We start from the raw sequence: 15,454 nt of genomic DNA on the forward strand, positions 1-15,454 counted from the left end.
CAATAACAATGAGTCCAGCCCTTTGAACCTGTTGCAGCACATCGCCCAGTCACGTCATTTGTTACGCAAATCGGAACTCAAGGTCGCCGATCACGTGCTCCTTGATCCTGCGGCCGTGATGCACAGTTCCATGGCGGACCTGGCCCACAGCGTGGGCATCAGCGAACCGACCATCGTGCGTTTCTGCCGGGCCATCGGTTGCTCCGGTTTCCAGGACCTCAAGCTCAAGCTGGCGCAGAGCCTCGCGGCCGGGGCCAGCTTCGGCCAGTTCGCGATTCATGAAGACGACTCCGTCGCCGACTACAGCCTGAAGATCTTCGACACCACCCTGCATACCCTGATGGAGGTTCGCGAGAAGCTCGATCCGGTGGCCTTGCAGCAGGCGGTGACCGCCATGTCCCAAGCCCAGCGCGTCGAGTTCTATGGCTTTGGCGCTTCGGGCGCGGTGGCGGCGGACGCTCAGCACAAATTCTTTCGCCTGCTGCTGACCGCGGCGGCCTATTCCGACCCGCACATGCAGGCGATGTCGGCGGTGACCCTGAAGCCTTCCGACGTGGCGATCTGCATCTCTCAGTCCGGGCGTTCCAAGGACCTGCTGATCACCGCCAACCTGGTGCGCGAAAGCGGCGCCTCGCTGATCACCCTGTGCCCGAGCCAGACGCCGTTGGCCGAGCTGTCCACGGTCAACCTGGCCATCGACGTCCACGAAGACACCGAGATCTACACCCCGCTGACCTCGCGTATCGCTCACCTGGTGGTGATCGACGTGCTGGCAATGGGCGTGGCCATGGCTCGCGGCCCGAGCCTGGTGAACCACCTCAAGAGCGTCAAGCGCAGCTTGCGCAGCCTGCGCCTGTCGCCCAAGTCGGTCAAAGCCCTGGACGACTGAAGTATCTCTGGCCGGTGATGAGGCCCCTGGGTTGTGCATCGCTCGCTGGCAAGCCAGCTCCTGCATAGGCAGGCGCTGTGAATGTTCATCGTCCTGTAACCGACCCGCCGCCAAACCGTAACCGCCGACGTCCATCGTGAAGCTTCCGTACTCGCATTGGGAGACTCGAAATGGCCCGGCCTTACGAAGAGAGCAACAGCGCAGTCAAGACCCGTCGTCAGCAGGAAGACCAGCGCCGCATGGAATTTCGTCGTGCGATCGAACACCGCTTCGAGCTGCGTCAGTTGCAACAGGAAATCAACGACTACCCCGAGCTGGATGCCGTCAATTACTGGCAGGCAGCCCCCGCGGCTTCCCGTCGAAGCGTTCAACCAGCCCGCTGATCTGTACCCGTTCGCTGCGGATGAACCCCAGGAACGCATGCGCTACCGGTGACAGGCGTTTGGCTCTGGCCTGTACCAGGCACCAGCTGCGCAGCAATGGCAGCTCTTCGACCGGCAACTCGACCAGCCCGCCGGTCGCCAACTCAAGGTTCAGGGCGTGGCGCGTCAGCAAGGCCACGCCCAGGCCTGCCCGCACGCACTCACGCTGGGCCTCGGCCGACGACACTTCGAGGATCTGGGTGAAGTGCACGCGCTTCTCCTTGAAGTACTCCTCGCAGGCCAGCCGCGTGCCCGAGCCCTGCTCGCGCAGCACCAGGGTGTAAGGCTCCAGGTCCTGCAGGCGCAGCGGGCCCAGGTGGCTCAAGGGGTGTTCCGGCGGGGCCACGGCGACGATCGGGTTGTTGAGGAAGGGCAGGAATTCCAGCTCCATGTCCTGGGGCACCATGGACATGATCACCAGGTCGTCACGGTTGTCCGAGAGCCGGCGGATCACCTGGGCGCGGTTGACCACGGTCAGTTGCAGGTGCACTTCCGGGTGCTGGCGCTTGAAGGCGGCGAACAGGTGCGGCACGAAGTACTTGGCGCTGGACTCGATCGCCAGCTTGAGCTGGCCCTGCAGCGAGCCCTGCATGTCCGAGAGCTGCATGTCGAGGTTTTCCAGGCGCCCGAAAATGTCCCGGCTGGCCCGTTGCAGGGCTTCGGCGGCTTCAGTCATGTAGAGCTTCTTGCCGACGTAATCGAACAGCGGCTGGCCGATCAGCTCCTCCAGCTGACGGATCTGCAGGCTGACCGCCGGCTGGGTGAGATTCATCTCATCGGCGGCGCGGCTGTAGGAGCGTAGATCGCAGACTTCATTGAAAATCTGCAACTGACGCAATGTCAGTCTCATCAAGGACTTACGCATTTCTAGAGTGCTCGCGCCTGGGGCTGGTGGCATGACTATAAGTCTTTACTTATGCCCAACCCAATAATTATTGATTTTTGTTAATCCCTCTTCGGAGCTAGTGTGACGCGGCGACTGACTTGAAACATTTGGTCACGCGCCGACTCGGTCTAGCGGGTCGTTTGTTTCAACGGCTCAAGGGAACCTCCAAGTGATAAAAAAGATCCTGATCGCCAACCGTGGCGAGATCGCCGTACGAATCGTGCGTGCCTGCGCGGAAATGGGCATCCGTTCGGTAGCGATCTTCTCCGACGCCGATCGCCATGCCTTGCATGTGAAGCGCGCGGATGAGGCCCACAGCATTGGCGCCGAGCCGCTGGCCGGCTACCTGAACCCACGCAAACTGGTGAACCTGGCGGTGGAAACCGGCTGTGATGCGCTGCATCCCGGCTATGGTTTTCTTTCGGAAAACGCCGAACTGGCGGACATCTGCGCCGAACGTGGAATTAAATTCATTGGTCCGTCGGCGGAAGTCATCCGCCGCATGGGCGACAAGACCGAAGCCCGCCGCAGCATGATCAAGGCCGGCGTGCCGGTGACCCCGGGCACCGAAGGCAACGTGGCGGATATCCACGAAGCCCTGGCCGAAGGCGACCGCATTGGCTACCCGGTGATGCTCAAGGCCACTTCCGGCGGTGGCGGCCGCGGCATCCGCCGCTGCAACAGCCGCGAAGAGCTGGAGCAGGCCTTCCCCCGGGTGATTTCCGAAGCCACCAAGGCCTTCGGTTCGGCGGAAGTGTTCCTGGAAAAGTGCATCGTCAATCCCAAGCACATCGAAGCGCAGATCCTCGGTGACAGCTTTGGCAACGTGGTGCACCTGTTCGAGCGCGACTGCTCGATCCAGCGCCGCAACCAGAAGCTCATCGAGATCGCCCCGAGCCCGCAACTGACTCCCGAGCAACGCGCCTACATCGGCGACCTGTCGGTGCGCGCGGCCAAGGCCGTGGGCTACGAGAACGCCGGCACCGTGGAGTTCCTGCTCGCCGAGGGCGAGGTGTACTTCATGGAGATGAACACCCGGGTGCAGGTGGAACACACCATCACCGAGGAAATCACCGGCATCGACATCGTTCGCGAGCAGATCCGCATCGCCTCGGGCCTGCCACTGTCGGTGAAGCAGGAAGACATCCACCACCGTGGCTTTGCCCTGCAGTTCCGGATCAACGCCGAGGACCCGAAGAACAACTTCCTGCCCAGCTTCGGCAAGATCACCCGCTACTACGCCCCCGGCGGCCCCGGCGTGCGCACCGACACGGCGATCTACACCGGCTACACCATTCCGCCGTTCTACGACTCCATGTGCCTGAAGCTGGTGGTCTGGGCCCTGACCTGGGAAGAAGCGATGGACCGTGGCCTGCGCGCCCTCGACGACATGCGTCTGCAAGGGGTCAAGACCACCGCCGCCTACTACCAGGAAATCCTGCGCAATCCGGAATTCCGTAGCGGTCAGTTCAACACCAGCTTCGTTGAGAGCCACCCGGAACTGACCAACTACTCGATCAAGCGCAAACCCGAAGAGCTGGCCCTGGCCATCGCCGCCGCCATCGCCGCCCACGCAGGCCTATGAATAAGCAGCTGCAAGCTTTTAGCGGCAAGCGGCAAGTAACAGCCAATCGGCTTTTACTGGTGGCTTGTGGCTTGGAGCTTGCCGCCATGAGGAGATACCAATGACTAAAAAGATCTTCGTTACCGACACCATCCTGCGTGACGCCCACCAGTCGCTGCTGGCGACCCGCATGCGCACCGAAGACATGCTGCCGATCTGCGACAAGCTCGACAAAGTCGGCTACTGGTCGCTGGAAGTCTGGGGCGGCGCCACTTTCGACGCCTGCGTGCGCTTCCTCAAGGAAGACCCCTGGGAGCGCCTGCGCAAACTGCGCGCGGCGCTGCCCAACACCCGCCTGCAAATGCTCCTGCGCGGGCAGAACCTGCTGGGCTATCGCCACTACAGCGACGACGTGGTCAAGGCCTTCGTGGCCAAGGCCGCGGTCAACGGCATCGACGTGTTCCGCATCTTCGACGCCATGAACGACGTGCGTAACCTGCGGGTCGCCATCGAGGCGGTGAAGGCCGCCGGCAAGCACGCCCAGGGCACCATCGCCTACACCACCAGCCCGGTGCACACCATCGAGGCCTTCGTGGCCCAGGCCAAGCAGATGGAAGCCATGGGTTGCGACTCGATCGCGATCAAGGACATGGCCGGCCTGCTGACCCCTTACGCCACCGGCGAGCTGGTCAAGGCGCTGAAGGCCGAGCTGTCGCTGCCGGTGTTCATCCACTCCCACGACACCGCCGGCCTGGCCGCGATGTGCCAGCTCAAGGCCATCGAGAACGGCGCCGACCATATCGACACCGCCATCTCCAGTTTCGCCTGGGGCACCAGCCACCCGGGCACCGAGTCCATGGTCGCGGCCCTCAAAGGCAGTGAATTCGACACCGGCCTGGACCTGGAGCTGCTGCAGGAAATCGGCCTGTACTTCTACGCCGTGCGCAAGAAGTACCACCAGTTCGAAAGCGAGTTCACCGCGGTCGATACCCGGGTGCAGGTCAACCAGGTGCCGGGCGGGATGATTTCCAACCTGGCCAACCAGTTGAAAGAGCAGGGCGCGCTGAACCGCATGGGCGAAGTGCTGGCGGAGATCCCGCGGGTGCGTCACGACCTGGGCTACCCGCCGCTGGTGACCCCGACCTCGCAGATCGTTGGCACCCAGGCGTTCTTCAACGTCCTGGCCGGCGAGCGCTACAAGACCATCACCAACGAAGTGAAGCTCTACCTGCAGGGCGGCTACGGCAAGGCCCCGGGCCAGGTGGACGAAAACCTGCGGCGCCAGGCCATTGGCAGCGAAGACGTGATCGACGTGCGTCCGGCCGACCTGCTGAAGCCGGAAATGACCAAGCTGCGCGGCGACATCGGCGCCCTGGCGCACTCCGAAGAAGACGTGCTGACCTACGCCATGTTCCCGGACATCGGGCGCAAGTTCCTCGAAGAGCGTGAGGCCGGCACCCTGGTTCCGGAAGCGTTGCTGCCGATCCCTGAAGCCGGCGGCGTCAGCAAGCCGGGCGGTGAAGGCGTGCCTACCGAGTTCGTCATCGACGTCCACGGCGAAACCTACCGCGTCGACATCACCGGTGTCGGGGTCAAGGCCGAAGGCAAGCGCCACTTCTACCTGTCCATCGACGGCATGCCGGAAGAAGTGGTGTTCGAGCCGCTCAACGAGTTCGTCGGCGGCGGTGGCAGCAAGCGCAAGCAGGCCAGCGCGCCGGGCCATGTCAGCACCACCATGCCGGGCAACATCGTCGATGTGCTGGTCAAGCAAGGCGACACGGTCAAGGCCGGCCAGGCAGTGCTGATCACCGAAGCCATGAAGATGGAAACCGAAGTCCAGGCGGCGATCGCCGGCAAGGTCGTGGCGATTCATGTGGCCAAGGGCGACCGGGTCAACCCGGGCGAAATCCTGATCGAAATCGAGGGCTGAGTTCAGGCCCTCATCTGCAACGGTTTACCTCGGGGGAGCTACGGCTCCCCTTTTTTTTGCTTTTATGAAGTGTCATTTAATGCATTTTTGAGATGAGAAAATTTATATAAGTGTACTTTGATGCACTTATTGGTTCGGTAGCCTGGAAGAAACTGCAATATAATGCGCAGATAATTGAGTCGGAACGTCTATTGAAACGCATCAAATTGCAGGTAACCCAATGCTCCGGCTGACGTTGCAGCTCTACGGCGCAGGGGCGTGGAGCGATGCCATGACCCTGAGTTTCGACAACCCCGAAGCGGGCTTTGCCAGCCCTTGCAGCTTTGGTTATGTCCCGCAGTACCTGGTGGACAACCTGGACGCGGTTGCCAGCCCGCTGAGTCGCTCGGTCAGTGCGCAGATACCCTTGGGCTGGGAGCCCTGGCGAGAAGACCGGGCGCCGGCCTTTCTTTATGACCTGGTCGCCACGCCGGCGGCGCGCCGCTTTTTGCTCCGGCAGATTGGCCACGAGCGGCCCGATGGCATGGGCAGCGAGTTGTTCCTCCTGGCCCGAAGCACCGCGGCGCCCATTGGCCACCTGCGGATCAAGGAGTCCCTGGCAGGGCTGCACAGGCGTCCGGCCCTGGGTTTCACCCGGGAACAGGTGGTGACCCTGGATAACCGTTTTCTGGAATACGCCCACGAGCAGGCGGCGGCCTTTGGTGGCACGGCGAGCCTCGGCGAAGAAGCGCCCAAGCTGTTGCTGACAGAAAACCGCGAGGGCTTGTTGTACCCCGATGCGCTGCTCGACGACGCTTCGGCAACGCGTCACTGGTGGGTGAAGTTCCCCCGTAACCCGGCTTCGCCGAACGCCTGCGACATGCTCAGAAGCGAGTTCCATTACTACCGGGCGCTGCAGCAGCTGGGTATCGAGACGTTACCGGTGCCCGGGCTGGCGCTGGAAGAGGGGCGTCGGCCAAGCCTGTGGATGCAGCGTTTTGACCGTCGGCGGACACCCGCCGGGGTCGAGCGTCTGGCGGTGGAGTCGATCTATTCCCTGGCAGGGCTGGTGGGCCATGGCCAAGGCATGCGCCATACCGAGGTCCTGGGGATCCTCGCCGAACTGTGGCGCGCCACTGGCCAGGAGGCGTCGATCCCCGAGCTGGTGGCGGACTACCTGCGGCGCGACCTGCTCAACAGGATCCTCGGCAACACCGACAATCATGGCCGCGCGCTTTCGGTGCTGCGCACTGAGGCTGGGGTGCGCCTGGCGCCGATCCATGACCTGGCGCCCAAGGTCATGGATGACGAGGGGATTGCCCGCACCACCAAATGGCCCGGGCGCATGGAAGTGGCTGGTGACGTCGACTGGCGCCTGGTGTGCGCCAGCCTCAAGCCGCTGCTCGACCCCGAGGCCGCCCTCACGCGCCTGCGCGCGGATGCCGAACAACTGCGGGCCCTGCCGGACCTGCTGAGTGCCGGCGGCTTGCCCGAGGCCACCTTGAATCACCCGCGCATTCACTTGCGCCACCTGGACCGACGCCTGCAGGAGTGGGGATTGCGATGAACATGACGCTGGAAGAACGCGGGGCCCTGATCGACGACATCCAGCAGGAAATGGCGGCCGGTCGCCTGCCGATCGGCGAGGCGGTCAAGCGCCTGCGCACTGAAGTCACGGGGCTGCACCAGCACCAGTTCGCCCGCATGTGTCGGATTTCCCTGCGCACCCTGATCCACATCGAACACGGTGACGGCAACCCGACCCTCAAGTCATTGACGGCGGTGTTCAAGCCGTTCGGCCTGCAGATGGGGGTGGTGAAAGTGCAGAAGACCAGCCGTGCCCGTTCGCTGCTCGATGAGCCTGAGCGCTCGTAGAGGCGCCCGGGTGCCCCCGGGCCTTCGGCGCTCGCCTGAGCCTCAGCCGCGCTTGGCGTAACCCTTGCCGTAATGCCTTTCCATCCGCGCCTGGATCAGTTCCAGGCCGATGGACAGCAACCAGTAGATCAGCGCCGCGGTGCTCAGCATCTCGATGTAGCGGTAGCTGGAGCGGCCATAGGACTGGGCCAGGAACATCACTTCCCAGACCCCCATCACCGAGATCAGCGACGAATCCTTGAGCATCGAGATGAACTGGTTGGTGGCCGGCGGAATGATGGTGCGCATGGCCTGGGGCAGGGTCACCTGCCAGAAGATCACGCTGTCGCTCATGCCCAGGGCCAGGGCGGCCTGGCGCTGGCCGTGGGGCACGCCGAGGAGGCCGGCACGGAAGATCTCGCTGAGGTAGGCGCCGTAGTTCAGCGACAGGGCGATGATCCCGGCGGTGATGGCGCCTGGCACCAGGCCCAGTTGCGGCAGGCCGAGGTAGATCAGCAGGATCTGGATCAGCAGCGGCGTGCCGCGAAAGAACGAGGCGTAGAAGCTGGCGATGCCGAACGCCACGGCGCTGGACGACAGGCGCGCCAGGGCGGTGACAAAGCCCAGCAGCGATGAGGCGACGATGGCGCAGGCGCAGAGGAACAGGGTCAGCGCCGCGCCCTGGAGAAAGCCGCTGGGGGACAGGTGCAGGCCCAGCAGGTTTGGCAGCTTGTCGAGGATGATCGAGAACTTCAGGTCGAAGCTCAGGAAGAAGCTGGCGAACAGCCCCAGCAGCGCCGCCCAGGTCAGGTACAGGCGGCTGCGAAAATCCAGCAGGCGCTTGAGCAGCGGTTCAGCCACCGGTTGCGGTGGCTGCGGCGGTGGCGTGTAGGCAGTCATTGGCTGATGTCGGCGCCGATCCATTTCTGCGATAGCTTGCTCAGGGTGCCGTCCTGCTTCAGTTGAGCGAAGACTTCACGCACCTTGGCATTCCACTGCGCATCGCCTTTCTCGATGGCCACCGAGTTGGGCTCGGCGTACAGCGGCTCGCCGGCCAGCTTGAAGCGCGCATCCTGGGTCAGCCGCGGTTGCGCGGTGACCAGGTTGGTGAGGATCGCATCCAGGCGCACGCCCGGGCCCAGGCCAAGGTCCTGGAAGGCCACGTTGTCGGTGTCGTAGGGGGCGATTTGCACGTTCTCGAAGGGGTATTGCAGCCGGGTGTCTTCAGCGCCTTCGATCACCAGGTTCTTGTTCAGGTAGCTCTCGTAGCTGGAGGCGGCGGTGAGGCCGACCTTCTTGTCGCTCAGGTCCTTGGCGCCGTGGATCCGCTCATCCTTGGCGTTGACCACGATCACCGCCGGCGAGGCGTAGTACTGCACCGGGAAATCGAAGACCTCGGCGCGCGCCTTGCTTGGGGTCATGGAGCAGATGCAGATGTCGTAGCGCCCGCTCCAGCGCCCGGCGGCGATCACGTCCCAGGACGGGGTTTCCAGGCGCAGCTTGACCCCGAGCTTGTCGGCCACGGCCTTGGCCACGTCGACGTCGAAGCCGTCCAGCTGGTTCTGCTCATTGAGGAAAGAGAAGGGTGGGTAGCTTTCCATCAGCACCCCGACCAGTTCCTTTTTCTGCTCGATGCGCTCCAGGGTGGCGCCGGCGAAGGCTTGGGAGGAGGTGGCGAGAAGGGTCAGGCCGAGGGCCAGCAGCGGTTTGAAATTCATCGGAATCCTGACTGAAAAAGAGTTGTTATTAACTGAATGGTGCGTATTTAATAGTTATAAGAACGACTCCGGTAGTGAGTTATTTTCATAAGCATATGAGTAAAAAGCATATGGGCGCAGGTAGCACGGTAATTCTGGATGGCGGTATGGGTCGTGAGTTGCAGCGCCGTGGTGCGCCGTTCCGGCAGCCCGAGTGGTCAGCCCTGGCGTTGAGCGAGGACCCCCAGGCGGTGGAGGCGGTGCATGCGTCCTATATCGCCAGCGGTTCCAACGTGATCACCAGCAACAGCTACGCCGTGGTGCCGTTCCACATCGGTGAAGAGCGCTTTGCCGCTGAAGGCCAGGCCCTGGCGGCCCTGGCCGGTGAGCTGGCGCGCCGCGCGGTGGAGGCTTCCGGCAAGCCGGTGCGGGTGGCGGGTTCGTTGCCGCCGCTATTTGGCTCCTATCGCCCGGATCTGTTCGATGCGTCCCGGGTCGAGGAAGTGCTGAGCCCGCTGGTTAAAGGGCTGGCGCCTTTCGTCGACCTGTGGCTCGCAGAAACCCAAAGCTCGATCGCCGAAGCGCGGGCCATTCACGCGGGCCTGCCCAAGGACGGCAAGCCGTTCTGGCTGTCCTTCACCTTGAAGGATGAAGACGTCGATGAAGTGCCGCGCCTGCGTTCCGGCGAGCCGGTGACTGACGCGGCGGCGGTGGCGGCGCAACTGGGCGTGCAGACCCTGCTGTTCAACTGCAGCCAGCCGGAAGTGATTGGTGCGGCGGTGGATGCGGCCCGTGAGACCTTCGAGCGCCTGGGTGTGCAGATCCATATTGGCGTGTACGCCAACGCCTTCCCGCCGCAGCCCGAGGATGCCACCGCCAACGATGGCCTGTGCCCGCTGCGCGAAGACCTGGACCCGCCGGGTTACCTGCAATGGGTGGCGGACTGGCACCAGCGCGGTGCCAGCCATGTTGGCGGTTGCTGCGGCATCGGCCCGGAGCACATTGCGGTGTTGGCGCAGAAGCTGGGCTGACGTCTTTGCTGGCCAGCCAGCTCCTACACAGGTCCGTAGGAGCCGGCTTGCCGGCGAACCTCCCGTTACCCGCGACACTCCGCCAGAGACTTGAGCTGCCCCGAACCGCTCTGGTTCTCATCGCTGAGCCATTGCTCGAAGCCCTTGGCAATCGCCGGCCATTCCCCGTCCAGAATCGAGAACCATGCGGTATCGCGGTTCTGCCCCTTGGCCACCATGTGCTGGCGAAACACACCCTCGAAGCTGAAACCCAAACGCTCGGCGGCATAGCGCGAGCGGGCGTTGGCGTTGTTGCACTTCCACTCCAGGCGCCGGTAGCCCAGGGCGAAGGCTTCCTTGGCCAGCAGGTACACCGCCTCGGTGCTCTTGGGCGAGCGCTGCATCGGCGCGCCGAAGGTGACGTGGCCGATTTCGATGCGGCCCTGGGCCGGGACGATGGACATCAGGCTGATGAGGCCCTGGGCCCGGCCACTGGCGCGGTCGATCACGGTGAAGAAATACGGATCGCTGGCAAGGGCGTGGTTACCGAGCCAGGCATCGAACGCCGCGCGCTCGGGGAAGGGGCCGTAAGGCAGGTAGTTCCACAGCACCGGGTCGGCGTCGGGGCCTTGCAGCACCTGGAACAGCTGATCGCCGTGGCGCGCCGGGTCGAGCCTTTCCAAACGGATGAAGCGCCCTTCAAGCAGGGTGGCCGAAGGGGCGGGGACGCCTTTCCAATCGGCGAGAGAAATCGACATGCAGTGGCTCCTTGGCAATTCAGAGGGGTTTGCGGAACTGGATGAAGCCCGGGCGCTCGGCAATGCGCTCATACAGCTGGATGGCCGTGGCATTGGTTTCGTGGGTCAGCCAATGCACCTTGGCACAACCGTCCTGTTTCGCCTGGGTGTAGACGAACTCGATCAACTGGCGGCCGACACCGGTGCCGCGCAGGTCCGGGGCGACCAGCAGGTCTTGCAGGTAGCAGGCGTTCTCGATGCTCCAGTTGGAGCGGTGGTAGATGAAGTGCACCAGGCCCACGGCGCGCTCGCCGTCCCAGGCCAGGGCGGCGTGGGTCGGTTCGCGGGCATCGAGCAAACGCTGCCAGGTGCTTTGGGTCACCGCGTCCGGCAGTTCGGTTTCGTAGAAGCGCAGGTAGGCCTGCCACAACGGCAGCCAGGCGGCGTGGTCGGCGGCGGTAACGGGGCGGATCTGGATCTGGCTCATGAAAGCTCCTTTATTGTTCTGGGTGGGCCTCAGCCCATCAGTTGAGACAGTTGCTGGTCACGCAGGTCGGTGCTGGCCGCCAGGCCTTCGCGGACCCCGGCGATGTCCTCGGCGCTGCGGTTCTGGCTGAGCTTGCGCTTGCCTTCCAGGCGCTGGATCGGCAGGGCGAAACCGACAATCGCTTTGAGCATGCCGTCGATGTAGTCGGCCGGGGCGTCGGCCACCTGCCACGGTTGTTGGCGGCCGGCTTCGTGACGGCCGGTCAGGCCCTCGACCACCTGCAGCAGGCGCTGCGGATCGGTGAAGACCTCGGGCTGGCCATAGGCGTGCACCGCCACGTAATTCCAGGTGGGCACCACTTTGCCGTGTTCGGCCTTGCTCGGATAGAACGAGGGGCTGACATAGGCATCCTCGCCCATGAAGATCAGCAGCGCCTCGGCGCCACTGGCCAGCTCGGCGCACTGCGGGTTGGCCTTGGCCAGGTGCCCATACAGGGTGCCATTGGCGCCCTGTGCGGGATCCAGCAGCAGCGGCACGTGGCTGGCTTGCAGGCCCAGGGCGCCCCAGGTCACCAGGGTCGCCAGACGGCTGTGCTGGATCACGCCCTGCAGGCGGGTGAGGTCTTCATCAACGAAAGCGCGAGGTAGGTACATGGAAAAAATCCTTGGCGAGTGGCTGCATCCTAGGCAGGCTAATGGTTCGTTGTAAGAGCCATCTTTGGTCAATTTTGTGGGTCCAATCCCAGGGGCGCCTCGATGAACAGTGCTTTGCCTCCGCTGTCTTTCAACCCTGCCGGGATCCAGCTGGATCGCCGCCAGGGCCTTAGCCGCCAGCTGTACCAGGCCTTGCGCCAGCGTGTGCTGGACGGGCGCCTGGCCAGCGGCACGCGCTTGCCGGCCAGCCGCGACCTGGCCGCCGCCCTGGAGATTTCCCGCAACAGCGTGGTGCGCGCCTACGACCAGCTGTATGCCGAGGGCTTTATCGAAGGGCGGGTCGGCGATGGCACCTATGTGGCCCAATTGCCGGAAACCCGGTTGCCCATCAAAAAACTATCCACAAAAGTATCCACAGGGTTGTCAACAGGCTTACCCACAGGTTTATCCACAAAATCGGCCGAAATAACTGGTGATGCATCCAGTAAAGTTATCCACAGCAGCGGCTGGCAACGCCTGCAAAGCCATCATTTGAGTACTCCGCCCAAGGGGCCGCCGAAGGCGTTTCGGGTTGGTGTGCCGGCCTTCGATCTGTTCCCGTTCGAGGTCTGGGCCAAGCTGAATACGGCTTTCTGGCGCAGGCCCGACCTCAGCCAGCTGTGTTATGGCGACTCGGCGGGCGACCCGCGCCTGCGTAGCCTGATCGCCGCTTACCTGCGCAGTGCCCGGGGATTGCACTGCAGCGCTGAACAAATTGTGATCACCAGTGGCGCGCAACAGGGCATCAGCCTTTGTGCACAGCTGCTGGTGGAGCCGGGCGACCGGGTGGCTGTGGAAAACCCCGGCTACCGGGCCGCCGGCCATGCCTTCGCCCTGGCCGGTGCGCAATTGCAGGGCGTGGCGGTGGACCAGGAGGGCATCGACTGCCGTCAGTTGGAGCAGCTGGAGCACTGCCGCCTGGCCTATGTCACCCCGTCCCATCAGTACCCCACCGGGGTGATCATGAGCCTGGCCCGGCGCCTGGAGCTGCTGGCCTGGGCCGAGCGCAGCGGGGGCTGGATCGTCGAGGACGACTACGACGGCGAATACCGCTACAGCGGCGCGCCCCTGGCCCCGCTGGCGGCGCTGGACCGCCAGGGGCGGGTGATCTACGTCGGCACCTTCGGCAAGATCGCGTTCCCGGCGCTGCGCCTGGGCTACCTGGTGTTGCCGCCGGGCCTGGTCCAGCCCTTCGCCCAGCGTCGGGCGGTGGATGTGCGCCATTCCGAAGTCAGCACCCAGGCGGTGATGGCCGAGTTCATGGCCGCCGGGCACTTCCAGCGGCATATCCGGCGCATGCGCCGGGCGGCCCTGAGCCGACTCAACACCTTGCTTGCCGGTTGGCCCCAGGCAATCGATGGCGTCGGGCCGCTGCCCACAGTGGCTGCCGGGCTGCACCTGACATTGCGTGTGGACAGCCTGGCCCGCGAGCAGCAACTGCTGGAGCAGGCGGCCAGTGTCGATGTCGAGGTCAATGGCCTGAGCACTTACTGGCTGCCGCAAACCCGCTTGCCCGAGGACCAGCGGGCCGGGCTGGTGCTGGGTTTTGCCGCGGTGCCCGAAGCCGATATCCAGGCTGCGCTGGGCCGTTTGCGCCAGGCCTGGCGGGTTTGAGCGGCGCAGCGGTCGTAAAACCGGCTATCGCGGTGTTTCAGATAGAAAGGCGCTGCCGGTCTTGGGCTGGCTGCGCCATCCAGCGCGAGCAAGCTCGCTCGCCACAGGTGGTGGCGCGCACTGCTTGTTTGTGGCGAGGGAGCTTGCTCCCGCTCGGCCGCGAAGCGGTCGTAAAACCGGCTATCGCGGTGTTTCAGACAGAAAGGCGCCGCCGGTCTTGGGCTGGTTGCGCCATCCAGCGCGAGCAAGCTCGCTCGCCACAGGTGGTGGCGCGCACTGCTTGTTTGTGGCGAGGGAGCTTGCTCCCGCTCGGCCGCGCAGCGGTCGTAAAGCCGGCTACCGCGGTGCTTCAGGCAGAAAGGCGCCGCCGGTCTTGGGCTGGCTGCGCCATCCAGCGCGAGCAAGCTCGCTCACCACAGGGGGTGGCGCGCACTGCTTGTTTGTGGCGAGGGAGCTTGCTCCCGCTCGGCCGCGAAGCGGTCGTAAAGCCGGCTATCGCGGTGCTTCAGGCAGAAAGGCGCCGCCGGTCTTGGGCTGGCTGCGCCATCCAGCGCGAGCAAGCTCGCTCGCCACAGGGGTAACGATCAGGTGCCGGACTTGATCTTGGTCCAGGCCCGGGTCCGTGCCCGCTCCGCATCACGGGGCAACGGTTGCAGCGTGTACAGGGTGCTCATGGCCGCTTCCGTCGGATACAGGTTGGGGTTGTTGCGGATCGAAGGATCCACCAGCCCGGTGGCGTCCTTGTTCGGGTTGGGGTAACCGACAAAGTCGCTGACCGGGGCAATTACCTGGGGTTGCAGCAGGTAGTTGATGAAGGTGTAGGCATCTTCCTGGTCCTTGGCGCCCTTGGGGATCGCCAGCATGTCGAACCAGATCGGCGCGCCTTCCTTGGGCAGGCGCATGTCCACGGTCACGCCGTTCTTGGCTTCCTTGGCGCGGTTGGCGGCCTGGGAGAAGCTCCCCGAATAGCCCACGGCCACGCAGATGTCGCCGTTGGCGATGTCGGCCATGTACTTGGACGAGTGGAAGTAGGTGATGTACGGGCGGATCTTCATCAGCAGCGCTTCCGCTTTCTCGTAGTCCGCCGGCTTCTTGCTGTTGGGGTCCAGGCCCAGGTGCTGCAGGGCCAGGGGCAGGATTTCCGACGGTGAATCCAGCAGGGCCACGCCGCACTGCTTGAGCTTGCTGATGTTCTCTTCCTTGAAGATCAGGTCCCAGCTGTCCACCGGCGCCTTGTCCCCCAGGGCGGCCTTGACCTTGTCCGGGTTGAAGCCGATCAGGATGGTGCCGTACATGTAGGGCACGGCGAATTGGTTACCCGGGTCGTTGGCCTCGATCAGCTTCATCAGCTTGGGGTCCAGGTGGTTCCAGTTGGGCAGCTTGCTGCGGTCCAGGGGCTGGAACACCCCGGCCTCGATCTGCTTGGCCAGGAACACGTTGGACGGCACCACCACGTCATACCCGGAGTTGCCGGTCAGCAGCTTGGCCTCCAGGGCTTCGTTGGTGTCGAAGATGTCGTAGACCAGCTTCACCTGGGTGTTCTGGGCCTTGAAGTCTTCCAGGGCCTTGGGGGTGATGTAGTCGAACCAGTTGTACACCCGCAGGGTGCGCTCTTCGGCATGGGCGGCGGTACCCAGCAGGCTGGCGCACAGGGCTGGAACGATAAAGCGTTGGAGTCTTTGCATGATGCGAA

General features: G+C 64.0%; 15 protein-coding genes. 8 read left to right on the forward strand and 7 right to left on the reverse strand.

Annotated elements, in window-relative coordinates; genetic code table 11:
* Positions 1-22: 22 nt before the first annotated feature.
* Both hexR and LXM55_RS12870 read left to right on the forward strand, forming a co-directional pair.
* Positions 23-889: a transcriptional regulator HexR gene (gene hexR / locus LXM55_RS12865; RefSeq protein WP_233320717.1), complete on the forward strand. Its 867-nt coding sequence runs from the start codon at positions 23-25 to the stop codon at positions 887-889.
* Positions 890-1,059: 170 nt separating this feature from the next.
* Complete coding sequence (locus LXM55_RS12870; protein ID WP_233320718.1) at positions 1,060-1,272, forward strand: PA3496 family putative envelope integrity protein; 213 nt, start codon at positions 1,060-1,062, stop codon at positions 1,270-1,272.
* Here LXM55_RS12870 and LXM55_RS12875 read toward each other — a convergent pair.
* Entirely contained in the window at positions 1,214-2,176 is a 963-nt protein-coding gene (locus LXM55_RS12875) for a LysR family transcriptional regulator (RefSeq protein ID WP_233320719.1), read from the reverse strand. The genes LXM55_RS12870 and LXM55_RS12875 overlap by 59 nt on opposite strands.
* Positions 2,177-2,366: 190 nt before the next feature.
* On the opposite strand from LXM55_RS12875, the gene LXM55_RS12880 reads away from it, so the two are divergent.
* The 4 genes from LXM55_RS12880 to LXM55_RS12895 all read left to right on the forward strand — a co-directional run bounded on the left by LXM55_RS12880 (position 2,367) and on the right by LXM55_RS12895 (position 7,545).
* Positions 2,367-3,782, forward strand: a complete 1,416-nt coding sequence (locus LXM55_RS12880) for an acetyl-CoA carboxylase biotin carboxylase subunit (protein ID WP_092317858.1) — start codon at positions 2,367-2,369, stop codon at positions 3,780-3,782.
* Positions 3,783-3,882: 100 nt separating this feature from the next.
* Positions 3,883-5,691, forward strand: coding sequence for a sodium-extruding oxaloacetate decarboxylase subunit alpha (gene oadA, locus LXM55_RS12885; RefSeq protein WP_233320720.1), 1,809 nt, complete (start codon positions 3,883-3,885; stop codon positions 5,689-5,691).
* A 271-nt stretch (positions 5,692-5,962) separates the two neighbouring features.
* Entirely contained in the window at positions 5,963-7,237 is a 1,275-nt protein-coding gene (locus LXM55_RS12890) for a type II toxin-antitoxin system HipA family toxin (protein ID WP_233321034.1), read from the forward strand.
* Complete coding sequence (locus LXM55_RS12895) at positions 7,234-7,545, forward strand: helix-turn-helix domain-containing protein (protein WP_233320721.1); 312 nt, start codon at positions 7,234-7,236, stop codon at positions 7,543-7,545. The genes LXM55_RS12890 and LXM55_RS12895 overlap by 4 nt, the downstream gene beginning before the upstream one ends.
* Positions 7,546-7,587: 42 nt before the next feature.
* On the opposite strand, the gene LXM55_RS12900 is transcribed toward LXM55_RS12895, so the two are convergent.
* Positions 7,588-8,424, reverse strand: coding sequence for an amino acid ABC transporter permease (locus LXM55_RS12900; RefSeq protein ID WP_233320722.1), 837 nt, complete (start codon positions 8,422-8,424; stop codon positions 7,588-7,590).
* A complete protein-coding gene (locus LXM55_RS12905) occupies positions 8,421-9,242 on the reverse strand; it encodes an ABC transporter substrate-binding protein (RefSeq protein WP_233320723.1) in 822 nt (273 codons plus the stop codon). The genes LXM55_RS12900 and LXM55_RS12905 overlap by 4 nt, the downstream gene beginning before the upstream one ends.
* 110 nt (positions 9,243-9,352) lie before the next feature.
* Here LXM55_RS12905 and LXM55_RS12910 point away from each other — a divergent pair, with 110 nt between their 5' ends.
* The gene (locus LXM55_RS12910; RefSeq protein ID WP_233320724.1) at positions 9,353-10,252 is read left to right on the forward strand and encodes a homocysteine S-methyltransferase family protein; all 900 of its coding nucleotides are present in this window, start codon (positions 9,353-9,355) and stop codon (positions 10,250-10,252) included.
* Between the two features lie 65 nt (positions 10,253-10,317).
* On the opposite strand, the gene LXM55_RS12915 is transcribed toward LXM55_RS12910, so the two are convergent.
* The 3 genes from LXM55_RS12915 to LXM55_RS12925 are packed head-to-tail and all read right to left on the reverse strand — an operon-like array spanning position 10,318 to position 12,108.
* Complete coding sequence (locus LXM55_RS12915) at positions 10,318-10,989, reverse strand: GNAT family N-acetyltransferase (RefSeq protein WP_233320725.1); 672 nt, start codon at positions 10,987-10,989, stop codon at positions 10,318-10,320.
* A 19-nt stretch (positions 10,990-11,008) separates the two neighbouring features.
* Positions 11,009-11,455 (reverse strand): GNAT family N-acetyltransferase, encoded by a 447-nt coding sequence (locus LXM55_RS12920; protein ID WP_233320726.1) that lies wholly within the window; start codon positions 11,453-11,455, stop codon positions 11,009-11,011.
* Between the two features lie 29 nt (positions 11,456-11,484).
* A complete protein-coding gene (locus tag LXM55_RS12925) occupies positions 11,485-12,108 on the reverse strand; it encodes an FMN-binding negative transcriptional regulator (protein WP_233320727.1) in 624 nt (207 codons plus the stop codon).
* 102 nt (positions 12,109-12,210) lie between these two features.
* Between LXM55_RS12925 and pdxR the strand changes: the two genes are divergently transcribed.
* Positions 12,211-13,761 carry a MocR-like pyridoxine biosynthesis transcription factor PdxR gene (pdxR, locus tag LXM55_RS12930; protein ID WP_233320728.1) on the forward strand — a complete coding sequence of 517 codons (1,551 nt, stop codon included), beginning with the start codon at positions 12,211-12,213 and terminating at the stop codon, positions 13,759-13,761.
* A 584-nt stretch (positions 13,762-14,345) separates the two neighbouring features.
* Here the strand turns inward: pdxR and LXM55_RS12935 are convergent.
* Complete coding sequence (locus tag LXM55_RS12935) at positions 14,346-15,446, reverse strand: polyamine ABC transporter substrate-binding protein (protein WP_233320729.1); 1,101 nt, start codon at positions 15,444-15,446, stop codon at positions 14,346-14,348.
* Positions 15,447-15,454 lie beyond the last annotated feature (8 nt).

The organism is Pseudomonas sp. Au-Pse12, from assembly GCF_021341665.1.
GTDB lineage: Bacteria > Pseudomonadota > Gammaproteobacteria > Pseudomonadales > Pseudomonadaceae > Aquipseudomonas.